Below are 14,624 nucleotides of genomic sequence, written 5' to 3'. Positions count from 1 at the left end.
CATTTTGCCTCCCCGGTTTACGCAACCATGCTGACCGTATATCCTCCCCCATACGACATGGAATTCGTACCGGAGCTTGAATAACTGTACATCACTGGTTGCATCGATTGAGACGGCAGAGTCTGCTGCAAAATCGTTCCCGCCACAGCCATCGGATCATCGGTCTGATTCAGGCATAGATCAATTAAACGGGCTGTATCACCGCTGCGGAACGCCAGTAAATAACTGCGCAGTTCCTCCCGATTTTGCTGATGCTCTTCCAAGTGATTTGTCTGATCAGAATCCGCTTCGTTCAGGCTATGTCTCACTTTCGCCAGGGCAGAACGGGCACGACTCAGGGCAGCTTTGACTGCACCTTCCGTCGTGTCCAACAGTTCAGCAGTCTCTACCGTCGTGTATCCCATCAAATCACGTAACATATATATCGCTCGCTGCCACGGTGGCAGTTCATCCACAAGGATTTGAACAGCGGACTCAACTTCCTCGAATCGCTCTTCTTCCTCAAATTCTTGCATAAATGGCTTCATGCTTTCCAATTTGCTTGCCAAGTTCTCACGCTTCCGTATGGCGTCAATCCAGGTGTTGCGTGCAACGCGGATGAGATAGGCTTCCCAGTTCATGTCCTCTGTCATTCCCGTTCTTCGGGCAGCTGAAGAGGATAATGCTTTAACACATGTATCCTGGACCAGATCCTCCGTCTCCCAGACTGAACCAGTCAATGACATGCAGTAGGCGTACAACGAGCCCATCAGGTTCGGAAGCGCAGCTTCAATTGTTTGCTCTAACGTATATCCGATTAGAACATCGGAATGGCTGTATAGTTCAACCTGTTTATCATCATGTGGTCTGTTGATTCTGCAATCCACGGACTTCACAAAGGCCATGTTTGGGGCCCCCCTTTGTTGGTTCCTGATTGATCTTGCTTCAATTCACTTGCTGTAATTGCCTTACACTATGTAAACGAAGAACCTCCGGCAAAGGATACGCTCTTCTGAATTTATTTTTAGCATTGCTGTCCTATTCTCCCAGCTTCACCTTCAGACCGGTAAGTGCCAGCGTAATCCCCTGATCCAGATCATAATTCTTGCGTACATCCACGTCGTGAGACATATGTGTAAAATAGGTCTGACCCGGCTTCAAATCCTGCAACAGCGCCTGCGCCTCAACCATATCGTACACCGAGCGTGTGGAGAATTTCGCAAGTTCATGAACAAAGCTCGTTCCAAGTACCAGCAGATCGAGCCCATACAATGGCTGCTTCTCCGAAGCTTTCAGATCAATGGCATCCGAGCAATATGCCCAGGTAAATCCTTCACGCTCCAATCGATACGCATACGAATAGCCATTATGACCATGGCAAACTTTCCAGGAGTGCACCTTCCATCCACCGAGCTCGATATCCGCATCCGTTTCCAGAAAATTCATATGACGACCGAGCCATGGAAATTGACTCTGAATGGTCGCGATCACCTCCCGTGGTGCATACAACTGCCCTTCTACACCCAACCATCGACACGCATCTGCCCATTCGGGCAAGCCTCCAATATGATCAAAATGCGCATGTGTGATCAGCAGCGTCTGCACCATCCGCATCCCCTGGTCTTCCATCTGTGATCTCCAGTCCGGTCCGCAGTCAATCATGAAAGGTTCGTGCTCGCCATCACTATGGATCAAAACAGCAGAACGTTTACGGCGGTTGATCCCCGTAATTCGGGCTTCTTTGCAAACGTCACAATCACAATACACCCGCGGAACACCCATCGCATCCCCGGTTCCCAGAAATGTTAGCTGATTCATTATGAAAGTCCCCTCTCTATCCCGGAAGCAATGCATCCCAAATTCATGTTCCATCCGATTAATGATATGTAAATTGTAATCTCCCACCTCTATTTTTGCAAAAAAAGACCATCCCCCCGCAGTTATTCACTGCAAACGGGACAGTCTATTGTTTCACTAAACCAAGGCCCGTAGCTTCAACGTCAGCTCTTGGCCCTCAGGTACATCTTTGGATTCGGTAATCACCCAGTTTGATGCAAGGCGTTTTGCCAGCACATCTGCCTGCTCCTGTTTTAATTTCAACCCGGTTACGATGCCTTCACCAACAGTGAAGTCTTTCTCTGGCTGTAATCCGAAGGACTTTTGCAAGTAGATGCCCAGACCACCACGAGTGTTAAAGGTAATCCGGTAGCCGTCTTTAACCGCACCTTCCAGATTCTCGCCATGCTCGTCCGCATAGGAGAAAAGATCATCATATCTGTAGTACTCCTCAGACACGACATCAAAAGCAGCCACATCTTTGGCTTGTATCGCTTCCAACAAAGCTGCATCCGACATGCCTTTGCTACGAGCCTGTTCCAGCCGAATGGCTGTATTTTGGGACAACTTAAACTCAGCGCTCATCCAACTCACACCTTCCTGTCACTATATATCATTATTCCATTGATATTCCTAATCCATTATATCCTGTCTCGATAGCCGGATACAAAGTGTCCTGGCGAAACTTCCATCCACTCCGGTTCTTCATCCCGTCCTCGAGCGGATGGGTCGGTACCCCCACTGTAGATCGGCGGCATCACGTTCCGCACAGTTGGATCAGGTACAGGAATTGCCGCCAGCAATGCCTGGGTATACGGATGTACCGGATTACGGTACAGTTCTTCTGTTGGTGCTACTTCCACCAGCTTACCGCGATACATCACACCGATTCGGTTGGAGATGTGGCGTACCATGGACAGATCATGAGCAATGAACAAATAGGTCAGTCCCAGCTCTGCCTGCAAATCTTCAAGCATATTGACCACCTGTGCCTGTACGGACACATCCAGGGCGGACAATGGCTCATCACACAAAATGAACTCCGGGTTCACCGACAAGGCACGGGCAATACTGATCCGCTGACGCTGCCCCCCACTGAATTCATGTGGATAACGCTCCGCGTGCTCTGGCTTCAGGCCCACACGGTTCATTAGGTCAAGCGCCCGCCCCTTCATCTCTGCCTTGGAAGCATAATTATGAATTTCCATCGGTTCACTAATAATCTGCAGGACATTCATACCCGGATTTAGTGAAGAATAGGGGTCTTGAAAAATCGTCTGCATCCGTTTGCGAAATGGCTTCAACTGGCGTTCATTCATCTTCGCAACGTCCTGTCCGCCAAACATAATGCTTCCGTCCGTCACATCATAAAGTCTTACGATGCTGCGTCCAGTCGTTGATTTGCCACAGCCGGACTCACCGACCAGTCCGAACGTTTCGCCCTTGTGAATATGAAAACTGACGTTATCCACGGCTTTCACGACGTCTTTGCCTTTGCCAGCACCACGTACCGGAAAATGTTTTTTCAAGCCACGCACGTCCAGCAGCACTTCACGCTGATCGGTTCCTGTACTCATTGCTCCACCTCCTCTGACGATGCTCCTGTTTGTACTTGATGTTGTTCCCGTCCCTGATCGTCCAGCAACCAGCATAGCGCTCGATGACCGGGTGCAGTCTCGGTATACGCAGGCATCTGCTTGCATACCTCCATGGCGTGTGGGCAACGTTCCATAAACGGACATCCGGTTGGCGGATGGAGCAGATTGGGCGGTGTACCTTCAATGGTTGCCAGTCGCTGGTGTCCACCTTCCTCGCCGGGCTTTGGAATGGAGCGCAGCAATCCCTGAGTATACGGATGCTGCGGATGAGCGAAAATGCGCTCCACTGGCCCCTCTTCCATAATGAGTCCACCGTACATTACAATCACTCGGGTACAGACTTGAGCAACGACACCAAGGTCATGCGTAATCATCAGAATGGACGTCTGCGTAGACTCTTTCAGTTCCTGCATCAGCTGCAAAATTTGTGCCTGAATGGTCACATCCAGCGCTGTCGTCGGTTCATCCGCGATCAATAACTCCGGCTTGCAGGACAGAGCCATGGCGATCATTACCCGCTGTCTCATGCCTCCGCTGAACTCGTGTGGATATTGGTCAATCCGTTCTTCTGGAGAAGGAATGCCCACTTGTCGCAGCAACTCAATCGCTTCCTTGCGTGCTGCCGACTTGTCCATTTTCCGGTGACGACGAATGACCTCTGTCATCTGTTTGCCTACACGAACCACTGGATTAAGTGATGTCATCGGGTCCTGGAAAATCATCGAGATGCGGTTGCCCCGGATTTTGCGCAGTTCCTTATCCGACTTGGTCAGCAGATCCTCTCCACGGAACAGAATCTGACCATCCGTAATCCGACCCGGCGACTGGATCAGCCGAATCAGCGAACGGGCGGTAACACTTTTGCCACTACCGGACTCGCCGACCAGTCCAACCACTTCGCCTTCTTTTAACGTAAAACTCACACCCCGGACGGACTGTACCTCACCTTCCCGGGTTGCAAAGGACGTTTTCAGTTGTTTGACCGATAATAAATCTGTCATTTTGTATTCACCCCGCTGTTTACATGATATGGGTTGTCGACTATATAAGTTAAAAAATTAATTTCACACTGGATCACTACGCGATAAGAACAACTTCTATATTGCAAAAACATTTCACAGTAAACAATTATCTATCGCTTGTTCGCTTTAGGCTCGAAGGCTACGCGGAACACATCCCCCAAGAAGTTAAACGACAGCACCGTCAGCAAAATAAACAGTCCCGGGAAAATCGCCATATACGGCGCTTCACTAATAAAGCCCTGTGCATCATTCAACATGCTGCCCCAAGAAGAGCTCGGTTGTTTAACACCAAGTCCGAGGAAGCTTAGCGACGATTCCATTAGGATCGCACTCGCGATGTTGATGGTTGCTGCGACAATAATGGTTGGAATAATGTTGGGAATGATGTGCTTCATTATGATCCGTCCAGGCTTTTGACCCGATACACGCGCATACAGTACGTATTCCCGTTGCTTGACCGACATTGCTTCAGCCCTGACAATCCGGGCAATATTCATCCAGCTCAGCACCCCGATAATGACAATAATCGTACCGATCCCCGGCTTAAGATATGCGTTCAGGATCAGCATCAGGAAGAAGGATGGAATCGACATGAGCACATCAACAATACGCATCAACGTATTATCTACCCAGCCGCCAAAATAACCACTAACCGTACCTACAAGTGTTCCCACAATAACGGCGATTGCCATCGAGAGGAAACCTACGGCGAGAGACACCCGTCCTCCGTATAACGCCCGAGCCAAATAATCCCGTCCGTAATCATCCGTACCAAACCAGTGATCTGCACTTGGCTGTTGAAGTCGCTCCATCACTACAATTTCATTAGGATCATGTGGAGATAGAAACGCAAACAGGGATGCGAGCACAAAGATGCCCAATATGATGACAGCCGCAAGGCCCAGTTTCTGCTGTCGGAACTGCGTCCGTAAATTACGCCAGCGCATTGAATTCATGTTTGTCTCACCCCGTTGTCTTGATTCGTGGATCTACCACGCCATATAAGATATCAGCTACCAGGTTTCCGACGACCAGCAGCACAGAGGACATCATCGTAATGCCCATAATAATCGGATAATCCAAACCGTGAACGGCCGAAATCCCTAGAGATCCCATCCCCGGCCATGAGAAAACGGACTCCGTAATAAACGCTCCCGCAATCAGCTCCGGCAAAGACATGCCGAGAATGGTGATTACAGGCAGCAGTACATTTTTGAGTACATGACGAAGCAGTACCGTTCCTTTGGTTGCGCCGTAGGCATACTGGATTTGAACATAGTCCTCTTCCAGTTGACTGATTGTATTCGAGCGAATATACCGCATGTACACGGATACGTTCATGAAGGTCAGTACTGTACATGGCAAAATGCCGTGTTTGATAATATCCCATGCAGAGTCCATACCAACCGTTCGCATACCCATGCTTGGTAACCAGTGCAGCTCTACTGCAAAGAAATAGATCAGCATCATACCGAACCAGAAGCTAGGAATCGATATCCCGATATATGAGATTAAGCTGAGTCCACGGTCAAACAGACTGTTTTGACGCGAACCTGCAATCATGCTCAGCGGAATGGAAATCAGCAAAGACAATAATAGCGATGCTCCCATTAAACCAAACGTAGCGGGCAATCGTTCAATAATCATTTCGGCAACCGGGCGATGGTTCACCAGTGAATACCCAAGGTCACCAGACAGTACATTTTTGAGCCATACGACATATTGCACGTACATCGGTTGATCAAGACCGAGGTTTTGCCGAATACGCTCCACATCTTCTGCCCCCATATTCGGGGTAACAAAGGAAAGCACCGGATCGCCCGGCGCCAGCTTGATCAAGGTGAACGATACGATGGAGATTACAAAAAGAAGAGGGATCGCTTGTGCGATCCTTCGGACAATATAGTTGTTCACATGGGCACCTCCGAATCAACGCCGGCCTCGCGGCCGGCGTTATTGGCTTGTTATATAGAATGAACGCATGTGGATTGAACCAAGGATTCACATCGGCCACTCCGATTACAGAACAATCTTCCGATCGCTGTTATCCCCGGATTTCTTGATTTCCTTTTCTAGAGGAAGAAATCCAGCGATAGCATATGCTTCCGAAGTGGCTTTCTTTCAGAAAGCCTTTAGGCGAACACTTCGTTTCTCCAGATTTTTTCTGCCCTCTACGTTCTTTGTGTTATCCAGAGATTTCAAACAATACGTTCATTCTATATGATTATTTTTTAAAGATTTTAGACAGATCTTCAAGCATAACGACTGGTTTTGGATTTGCATCTTCAACGCCGCCGTATGTGTTATCCACAGCCACCACAGCTTTCGTGTAGGCAATTGGGTATACAGTCATTTCGTTTGCTACAGTTTGTTGGATTTGTTTGTACAAATCACCACGTTTAGTTTCGTCAATTTGAACGGCTGCTTCATTCCACAGCTTGTCGAAATCGGTATTTTTGTAATGGGAGTAGTTGTATGCCGCATCGCTCAAGAAGAGAGATTTATAAGCATCCGGCTCATAACCCATGATATATCCACCAAAGGACAATTCAAAGTCTGTATTGTTCATGTCCAATGTACGGTTACCGTAAGCCGTTCCGTCCATCGGCAGCAATTCCACTTCAATGCCAACGTCTTTCAGCTTTTGCTGAATGTACAGCGCTTGGCTTGTTTGTGGTTTGTTGGTGTTTGTGTAAGCAAGGCGCAATTTCAGGTTGCTTACGCCTGCATCAGCCAGCAATTGTTTTGCTTTTTCCAGGTTGTAATCGTACTTCTCGACATCGTCCGTTTGGTACAGCGTGTCCGGTGTCAGAATCGACGGAGCCGGTTCAGCAAAATCAGCTGAGGAATATGAAGCGGTGATCAGTTCATTTTTATCCACAGCATAAGCGATGGCTTGACGAACTTCTTTCTTTTGCATCGAAGGCACGTTCAGGTTGAACACCATGTATTGCAAGCGGCCTTCCGGGTAAGTCAACATGTTGAATTTGCCTGTGTCGTTCAATTTGTTGTAATCCTGTGTGTCGACCATACGCATTTGAATCTCGCCGTTTTGCAAAGCCAGGTTCGCCGCATTTGGATCTTTCGCTACACGATACGTCACGCTATCCAAATGCGCTTTGCCTGCAAAGTAATCATCAAAACGTTCCAGTGTTACGTATTCGCCCGGACGGTATTCCTTGAACTTGAATGGACCGGAACCGATCGGGTTGTTGTTTTTGTCGCTTTTCTCAATATCGGCTTCGCCTTCGAAAATGTGTTTAGGGATTGGAGAGAAAGAAACCAATGCTCCTTCAAAAGCAGCAGATACTTCCGGCAATTTGAATTCTACCGTCAGGTCATCGACCTTGGTTACTTTAACCGGTTTGCCATCAAAAACATATTGACTACGGGAAGAACTGTGCTGTTTCTCATCAAGGATGCTATCCATTGTGAACACAATATCATCCGCTGTCAGAGGCTGTCCGTCATGCCATTTCAGACCGTCTTTCAGCTTCAATGTATACGTCAGGTGATCATCAGAGAAGCTGTCGCTGTCTGCGAGCACATACGTTTTTTTGCCATCATTCACGTTGAACAGTGGAGCATATAAGGATTGATCAATCGTCAACGTTACACGGTCACCCGCGTAGATCGGATTCATCACTTTAGGATCATCCTGAACGGCAATAATGATGCTTCCGCCATCTTTCGGTTGGCCATCATCCGTTGTCGCTGTATTTTCTGCGGTATTAGACGAAGAACTTGTTCCGTCACCGCTGCTTCCGCATGCACTCATGATTGCCACAACCAGAACCAGCATCAATGACAGCCACATTTTTTTCGATTTCATTATGATATTTCCCCTCGCTGTAATTTAACGTTCTGTTAGATAGTATAGGCAAGGATTCGGCAAATTGCAACGATTTTTTCCAACTTAACCTATCGGGTTTAAATGAAATAACATTATTGTCTAGAAATGAAAAAAACCTCCAGATCACGTTGCATCGTGAATGAAGGTTTGAATGACAATTAATCTTCTGAAATTCAATAACAGGATGATGCTCTTACGGGCTTACAACCCGGCCAATACCTGGTACCATACGCCTCGTTTGGAATACAGTGTACTGCGTACCTTGTCCCATCCGCCGAGATAGTTAATATCGAACAGACCTTCAGGCGTTGGGAACGAGGACTTCGTCTCTGCAAACACATCCGGGTCTACCGAACGGAAACCATGCTTGGCAAAAATGCGCTGTGCTTCCGGTGTTCGTAGATAGGCTACAAAAGCCTCCGCCAATTCACGATTGCCATGCTTGTCTGCATATTTGTCCACAACAACCGCCGGATTCTCAATCAGGATCGTGTTTTTGGGAACCACAATGTCATAATTTACACCCTTGGCAATCCGGGCAAGCAATTCATTTTCATACGTGACGATAACGTCTCCCACGCCATATTCGAAAGCCGCCATGGAGGATCGGCCACTCTTATCCAGTGACTCGACATTCTCATGTACTTTTTCCAAAAAGGCTTTAGCCACGGCAGGATCTTTCTTCCCTTGCTCCTTCTCAGATAACTTCAACCCTGCACCATAGATGGCATTAATGTCCCACTGTGCTCCGCCTGACGTCTTGGGATTAGGATAAAGCACCTTAACACCCGGCTTGGTCAAATCTTCAAAATCGCGAATACCCAGCGGGTTGCCTGCTCTTGTACCCAGAACAACGATCGAGCGGGTGATCATGCCATCATTCGGTGCCTGTTTCCAATTGGAGCTGACCAGATCGGCTTTGACCAGCTTATCGATATCACTTTCCATCGCCAGAAGCGCAACATCAGCTTCGAATCCACCAACAATGGCTCTTGCTTGTGTCCCGGAGGCTTCATAGGATTCTTGAAAGTGAACCGTCTGTCCAGTCTTGGCTTTCCATTCCTCCTGGAATTTGGGCAATAATTCTCCGACGGCGTCTTTGGCTACACTGTAAGCACCGATAACCAATGTATTGGATTGGTCGTCTGTCGAGGTTCCGTTCTGTCCACTCGCATCCTCCTGCCTGCTACATCCAACGGTCATGCAGACGAGCAGAAGCATGAGGACAACATATAAAGGGGTGATTTTCTTCTTCCTCGTCTGCATGGGCAGCACCTCTCTCCAAAATTCTAGAACATTTCTGAACCAAATGATCTTCTGATTAGATGATGACCGGCATTGGATCTTCCTTCAATCGGTTCTCAACAACCCAGCTATCGTTATCATTGAACAGATATGCCCGATGCACGAGCACTCGAATCTGTTGACCGACTTGCAGGGTTGTTTTCTCCAGGGAACGATACGTAATGAGTTTATGGCCCTCAACTTCCACTTCCACCATCCATTCACTTCCGCGGAAATGAAGGTGTTTGACAATACCCTTTTCAGTAGCGGACAGCATGCTAAACTCGTTTTTCAAACCGATCTCGATATACTCAGGCCGGATCAGCGCACGTGTGCGCTCCCCTTCCACCGCATGTTCGAAGCCCTTAAGCTGTGAAGCGTCCTCCACGACGGTGGATTCCCCGATAAATGTAGCAACAAAAGGTGTCTCTGGATTTTTGTAAATATCCCATGGCGTGCCCTTCTGCTCCAACCGCCCTTGGCTGATAATCATGATTTCGTCGGCAACTTCAATCGCTTCATCCTGGTCATGGGTTACAAAAATCGAAGTGATGCCTACACGTTCAATTAGCTCTCTCAGCCATGAACGCAATTCCTGCCGGATCTTGGCATCAATGGCGGCAAACGGTTCATCCAGCAGCAGCAGCTGTGGCTCAGGGGCCAAGGCTCTGGCAAAAGCGACACGCTGCCGCTGTCCACCAGACAACTGATGTGGATAACGCTGTTCGAAACCTTTCAGCCCCGTCAATTCCACCAGCTCCATGACCCGATCACGGATTTGGGCTTTGGGTGTCTTTTTAACCTTGAGTCCAAAGGCGATATTATCAAATACCGTCATATGTTTGAACAAAGCATAGTTCTGAAATACAAATCCGATTCCCCGCTCCTGCGGAGGCAGATGGTTTACGACTTTTCCGTGAAAACGAATCTCCCCGGAACCCGGATTCTCCAGCCCTGCCAGCATACGCAGAATAGACGTTTTCCCACCTCCGCTGGGTCCCAGCAAACCGATCAGATGGCCTTTGGCAATATCGAACGAGACATCTTTTACCGCATGAAAATCACCGAAATGTTTGTTCAGATCACGGACTTCCACATGCATCTCAATGCACTTCCTTTCGCTTCTTGGCCCATTCCATCATAAGCAGCAGCCCGACGGAAAAAGTAACCAGTACCAATGCCACACCATTAGCGGCAGCAACGTTAAAATTCTCTACATCCTGATATACAAGCGTTGTGGCCGTCTGCGTTTTGTTCATAATGTTACCCGATACAACCAGCACTGCACCGAATTCCCCAAGCGAACGGGCAACAGTCAACACAAGACCGTACACAACCGCCCAGCGGATGGAAGGCCAGGTAACACTCCAGAACGTTCTCCAGCCGTATGCACCAAGCGTTGACGCAGCCTCTTCCTGCTGAGATCCAAGCTCCTGCAAGACAGGCATTACTTCTCGAACCATCAGTGGAAAAGTGACAAACAACGTTGCAATGACCATGCCCGGGAAGGCATACACCACATTGAATCCAATTCCTTCAAAAAAAGCGCCCATAATGCTGTTGGGACCCAGCAGTAGTACAATCATCAATCCGCCAATGACGGGCGATACGGCATAGGGCAGATCCACGATGCTGTTCAGAAGCCCTTTCACCCGGTCACTCAGCCATCCGGCGCGAACCAGATAAATAGCCATCATAACACCAAACAATGTATTTAACAGCGTGACAACAAGTACAACAAGTCCTGTCATCATCAAGGCATGCAGCGCCTCAGGGCGCAACAGCCCCTCCAGGAATCCTCCTGCCCCGTCTTCAAATGCACCAATAAAAATACGTCCAAGCGGGATGATCAGCAGTACAATAAACACCGCAAACGTCAGTCCGATTAATAGTCGCCTCATCGTCTTCTCCCCCGCATCTGCACCAGATTAATGAGCCAGAGGATCAGGAAGGAGAGTGTTAAGAGCAGTACGGAAACGGCCGCGGCACCGGTTGGATTGTCACTTTCGATCTCTCCGTAAATAAATACGGAAGCCGTCAATGTTCTTCCCGGAATATTGCCTGCCACCAGCACAACAGCCCCAAATTCGGCCAGTGCTCTGGAGAATGCGAGCATTCCCCCACTAATCATGCCCGGAGCCATGGACGGAAGAATGACCTGCCTGAATGTGCGCGCCTTCGATGCTCCCATCGTGTAGGATGCCTCTTCCTCTGAAGAATCGATCTCCTCGAGCAAAGGCTGCACCGCACGAATGACAAAAGGAAACGTAACAAAGGTCATCGCGATCACAATCGCAGGCTGGTGAAACACAATTTCAACCCCCATCGATTCCGCCAGTTTGCCAATGGCACTAATCGGGCCCAGGAGCAGCATAATCATCAGGCCACCAACGGCTGTTGGCAGAGCAAAAGGAAGATCTACCAGACTGTTAAGGAATGACCTCCCAAAAAAGCGATAACGTGTCAGCACCCAGGCGATCATGGTTCCCAGAATGACGTTAATCACCGTGGCTATAACGGCCAGTCGGATCGTTAACAGCACAGCTTTCCATGCAATTGGGTCCATAATGCTTTGGATAAAGTTACTCCATCCTTCAGAAAAGGAATTGACGTACACACCGATGATTGGAAGTACAATGAGTACGATAAAATATAGCAATACGGTACTGCGGAATCCCCAAGTCCATCCCTTGTGACGAAGAACGGTATTCATTGCTGCATTCCCTCCCAGCCTCCGGTTCTATGTCCGGTCGGCAGTCTTCCTGCTTTGGTACAACCATTTTCCTAAGTTGGATTTTATTACTTTAATATTATTCCCATTAGTCTACTTGGTTTTTACTTATCTGATACTTTACCAGTTTGCAGTGCTAATCGTCAATGCTTTTATTGAATAAAATCGGCGTACATATGAGATGGATTCATATGTAATTACACTGCCTTCTACATGGCCAGAACGACCTTCCGATCGCTGTTATATCCAGATTTCTTTGATCCTCTTTATTTAAGTGGTTTGTTTGGTACGTAGTGGTTAAGGTACAATTTAGGGGACAAATTTGGAGCAAAAGGAGTGGAGTAATATGTTATATACGAAGAATTTATCGACATCCCGACGGGATGAGATGAAGGATATTACGCGGGAGGTGGAGCAGGTTGTCCGTGACAGCGGTGTACAAAATGGGACTGTATTGATTTATTGTCCACATACGACAGCAGGCATTGCAATTAATGAAAATGCAGACCCGGATGTCAAACATGACGTACTGCTTCGTCTGAACGAAGTGTATCCTTGGGAACATCCCGAATATCGGCATGCTGAGGGAAATACGGCTTCTCACTTGAAATCGATCACTACCGGACCATCACAAACGGTGATTATACATGAGGGCAGATTACTGCTTGGCAGATGGCAGGGCATCTATTTTTGCGAATTTGATGGTCCTCGTCAGCGGGAATATTTCCTTAAAATCATGGAAGATTAGCTCCATTTCAACCCTATTTCTAATGATTCGCCATCAATCGAAATAAAAAACAAACAGGCGGTCCACCCTATTTTAGGGATGTAACCCGCCTGTCATGGTCTTCTTCCCGCAAAAACTTTCGCGAGACAACGTTATAAAGAATTAATGTTATGACAATTCACCGCCCTGAAGTGTGGAGTGCGACAAAAGCGCCTTATTGGACGCCAGGCTGGTGTTGGAGATTACGGCAGAGTACTTTGACATGAGATAACGCAGCCGATTCAATCTCTGCAAAGGTTAAACGGTCCTGAATATAATATGATATGAATCCGTGCATGGACAAAAATAGCGTACGTGGTACACATTGAATATCCTCTTCCGTACAGCCCTCTTCATTCATGTATTGCCGAATAATGGAGGCGAACAATTCAAAGCATCTTCCTTGCTCCGTACGACAATACGATAGCAATTCCTCATCCCGAATCATGAACATGATCTCGTACTGATACGGATTCTCCAAACCAAAACGAATAAACTCCATCATGATATGTTCTACCTTGCTCACGCCGCCCATGACTGGCCTGACCATGGCTTGCAGCAGCAAATGCCCCAGATGATTGAAATCCTCAACCACGATGGCATAAAACAGCTCTGCCTTTTCCTTAAAATGATAATACAGCGACCCATGACTATAGCCCAGATGCTGGCCGATGCTTCGCATCGAAATGGCACGGTATCCTTTGGTAATAAAAAGATGCCTTGCCGCCTCCAGTATCCGCTCCCTCGACAACTCCTGTTCGACTGCTCTTCTAGCCATATATTTTATTCCCCTTCAATAAAATAAAGCCGCTGTCCCTCCGTGATCCGGGATTGCCCTTGCGTCAAATCTGTGATCCAGGCCACAAATGCCTCGGTTTCACTATCCGGCGGAAGACAAGTCAACGTAACCTTATCGGTGAATCCAGTTTCACCTGTACGGACTTCCCGGCTCCTTAATTCATTTTCCACTTTGCCCAGCCATGTATAATCCAGTTCAACAAACACTTCACGATGGAGCACTTTGGTAATCGCTTCCCCGGCTTCTATGGCTGCAACTGCTCCATCCGTATAAGCACGAATTAACCCACCTGCTCCAAGCATAATTCCCCCAAAGTAACGTGTAACAACGATAGCCACATTTTTCAATTGCTGATTTTTGATGACTTCAAGAATCGGTTTCCCCGCGGTTCCGCTTGGTTCGCCATCATCGGACTGCTTCTGGATCTCATCCCGCTCACCAATCATGTACGCGGAGCAGTTATGAGTAGCATTCCAATGTTTTTTCTTGATTTCATCAATAAAAGCGTTGGCTTCTTCTTCCGTCGTGACCTGCATAATATGACCGATAAATCGCGACTTTTTGATTACAATTTCCAGATTGCCCGGTCCTCGAACCGTGCGATAACGTTCAATCATCCCTATCCAACTTTCCACCAATTTGATCCATTTTACAAGAAAGCAGTTCCCCGCGCGCACGCGGACGAACTGCCTTTGTTTAACATCCGGGAAACCATTGCTTCACAATGACTCCCCGAATGTAATTACATTACCTTAT

15 protein-coding genes are annotated in these 14,624 nt (G+C 47.8%); 1 reads left to right on the top strand and 14 read right to left on the bottom strand.

The genetic code is table 11. The annotated features are described in order from the left end of the window. Positions 1 to 17: 17 nt before the first annotated feature. The 12 genes from ACDJ58_RS05840 to cysT all read right to left on the bottom strand — a co-directional run bounded on the left by ACDJ58_RS05840 (position 18) and on the right by cysT (position 12,285). Entirely contained in the window at positions 18 to 884 is an 867-nt protein-coding gene (locus ACDJ58_RS05840) for an RNA polymerase sigma factor (protein WP_413376252.1), read from the bottom strand. 133 nt (positions 885 to 1,017) lie between these two features. Further along, on the bottom strand, positions 1,018 to 1,797 hold the full coding sequence (locus ACDJ58_RS05835) for an MBL fold metallo-hydrolase (RefSeq protein WP_413376250.1): 780 nt from the start codon (positions 1,795 to 1,797) through the stop codon (positions 1,018 to 1,020). A 156-nt stretch (positions 1,798 to 1,953) separates the two neighbouring features. Continuing rightward, positions 1,954 to 2,400 carry a hypothetical protein gene (locus ACDJ58_RS05830; RefSeq protein ID WP_413376248.1) on the bottom strand — a complete coding sequence of 149 codons (447 nt, stop codon included), beginning with the start codon at positions 2,398 to 2,400 and terminating at the stop codon, positions 1,954 to 1,956. Between the two features lie 56 nt (positions 2,401 to 2,456). Beyond that, a complete protein-coding gene (locus ACDJ58_RS05825; protein WP_413376246.1) occupies positions 2,457 to 3,392 on the bottom strand; it encodes an ABC transporter ATP-binding protein in 936 nt (311 codons plus the stop codon). Continuing rightward, positions 3,389 to 4,414, bottom strand: a complete 1,026-nt coding sequence (locus ACDJ58_RS05820) for an ABC transporter ATP-binding protein (protein ID WP_413376244.1) — start codon at positions 4,412 to 4,414, stop codon at positions 3,389 to 3,391. The genes ACDJ58_RS05825 and ACDJ58_RS05820 overlap by 4 nt, the downstream gene beginning before the upstream one ends. 131 nt (positions 4,415 to 4,545) lie before the next feature. After that, positions 4,546 to 5,391 carry an ABC transporter permease gene (locus tag ACDJ58_RS05815; RefSeq protein ID WP_413376242.1) on the bottom strand — a complete coding sequence of 282 codons (846 nt, stop codon included), beginning with the start codon at positions 5,389 to 5,391 and terminating at the stop codon, positions 4,546 to 4,548. 7 nt (positions 5,392 to 5,398) lie between these two features. Then, complete coding sequence (locus ACDJ58_RS05810; protein WP_062326882.1) at positions 5,399 to 6,349, bottom strand: ABC transporter permease; 951 nt, start codon at positions 6,347 to 6,349, stop codon at positions 5,399 to 5,401. Between the two features lie 310 nt (positions 6,350 to 6,659). Continuing rightward, on the bottom strand, positions 6,660 to 8,267 hold the full coding sequence (locus ACDJ58_RS05805; RefSeq protein ID WP_413376240.1) for an ABC transporter substrate-binding protein: 1,608 nt from the start codon (positions 8,265 to 8,267) through the stop codon (positions 6,660 to 6,662). Between the two features lie 222 nt (positions 8,268 to 8,489). Beyond that, positions 8,490 to 9,554 carry a sulfate ABC transporter substrate-binding protein gene (locus ACDJ58_RS05800; protein WP_413376238.1) on the bottom strand — a complete coding sequence of 355 codons (1,065 nt, stop codon included), beginning with the start codon at positions 9,552 to 9,554 and terminating at the stop codon, positions 8,490 to 8,492. Between the two features lie 55 nt (positions 9,555 to 9,609). Beyond that, entirely contained in the window at positions 9,610 to 10,674 is a 1,065-nt protein-coding gene (locus ACDJ58_RS05795) for a sulfate/molybdate ABC transporter ATP-binding protein (RefSeq protein ID WP_413376236.1), read from the bottom strand. Between the two features lies 1 nt (position 10,675). After that, positions 10,676 to 11,473, bottom strand: coding sequence for a sulfate ABC transporter permease subunit (locus ACDJ58_RS05790; RefSeq protein WP_053781724.1), 798 nt, complete (start codon positions 11,471 to 11,473; stop codon positions 10,676 to 10,678). Then, positions 11,470 to 12,285, bottom strand: coding sequence for a sulfate ABC transporter permease subunit CysT (gene cysT / locus ACDJ58_RS05785; RefSeq protein ID WP_413376234.1), 816 nt, complete (start codon positions 12,283 to 12,285; stop codon positions 11,470 to 11,472). The genes ACDJ58_RS05790 and cysT overlap by 4 nt, the downstream gene beginning before the upstream one ends. Positions 12,286 to 12,649: 364 nt before the next feature. Here cysT and ACDJ58_RS05780 point away from each other — a divergent pair, with 364 nt between their 5' ends. Then, entirely contained in the window at positions 12,650 to 13,051 is a 402-nt protein-coding gene (locus ACDJ58_RS05780; protein ID WP_413376232.1) for a secondary thiamine-phosphate synthase enzyme YjbQ, read from the top strand. A 193-nt stretch (positions 13,052 to 13,244) separates the two neighbouring features. On the opposite strand, the gene ACDJ58_RS05775 is transcribed toward ACDJ58_RS05780, so the two are convergent. Next, complete coding sequence (locus tag ACDJ58_RS05775) at positions 13,245 to 13,847, bottom strand: TetR/AcrR family transcriptional regulator (RefSeq protein ID WP_063564400.1); 603 nt, start codon at positions 13,845 to 13,847, stop codon at positions 13,245 to 13,247. 5 nt (positions 13,848 to 13,852) lie between these two features. After that, positions 13,853 to 14,485: a YigZ family protein gene (locus tag ACDJ58_RS05770; protein ID WP_413376229.1), complete on the bottom strand. Its 633-nt coding sequence runs from the start codon at positions 14,483 to 14,485 to the stop codon at positions 13,853 to 13,855. Between the last annotated feature and the right edge of the window lie 139 nt (positions 14,486 to 14,624).

Origin of the sequence: Paenibacillus taichungensis (assembly GCF_047302525.1) — a bacterium.
Lineage (GTDB): Bacteria > Bacillota > Bacilli > Paenibacillales > Paenibacillaceae > Paenibacillus > Paenibacillus taichungensis_B.
This window is presented reverse-complemented; position numbering and strand designations above follow the sequence as displayed.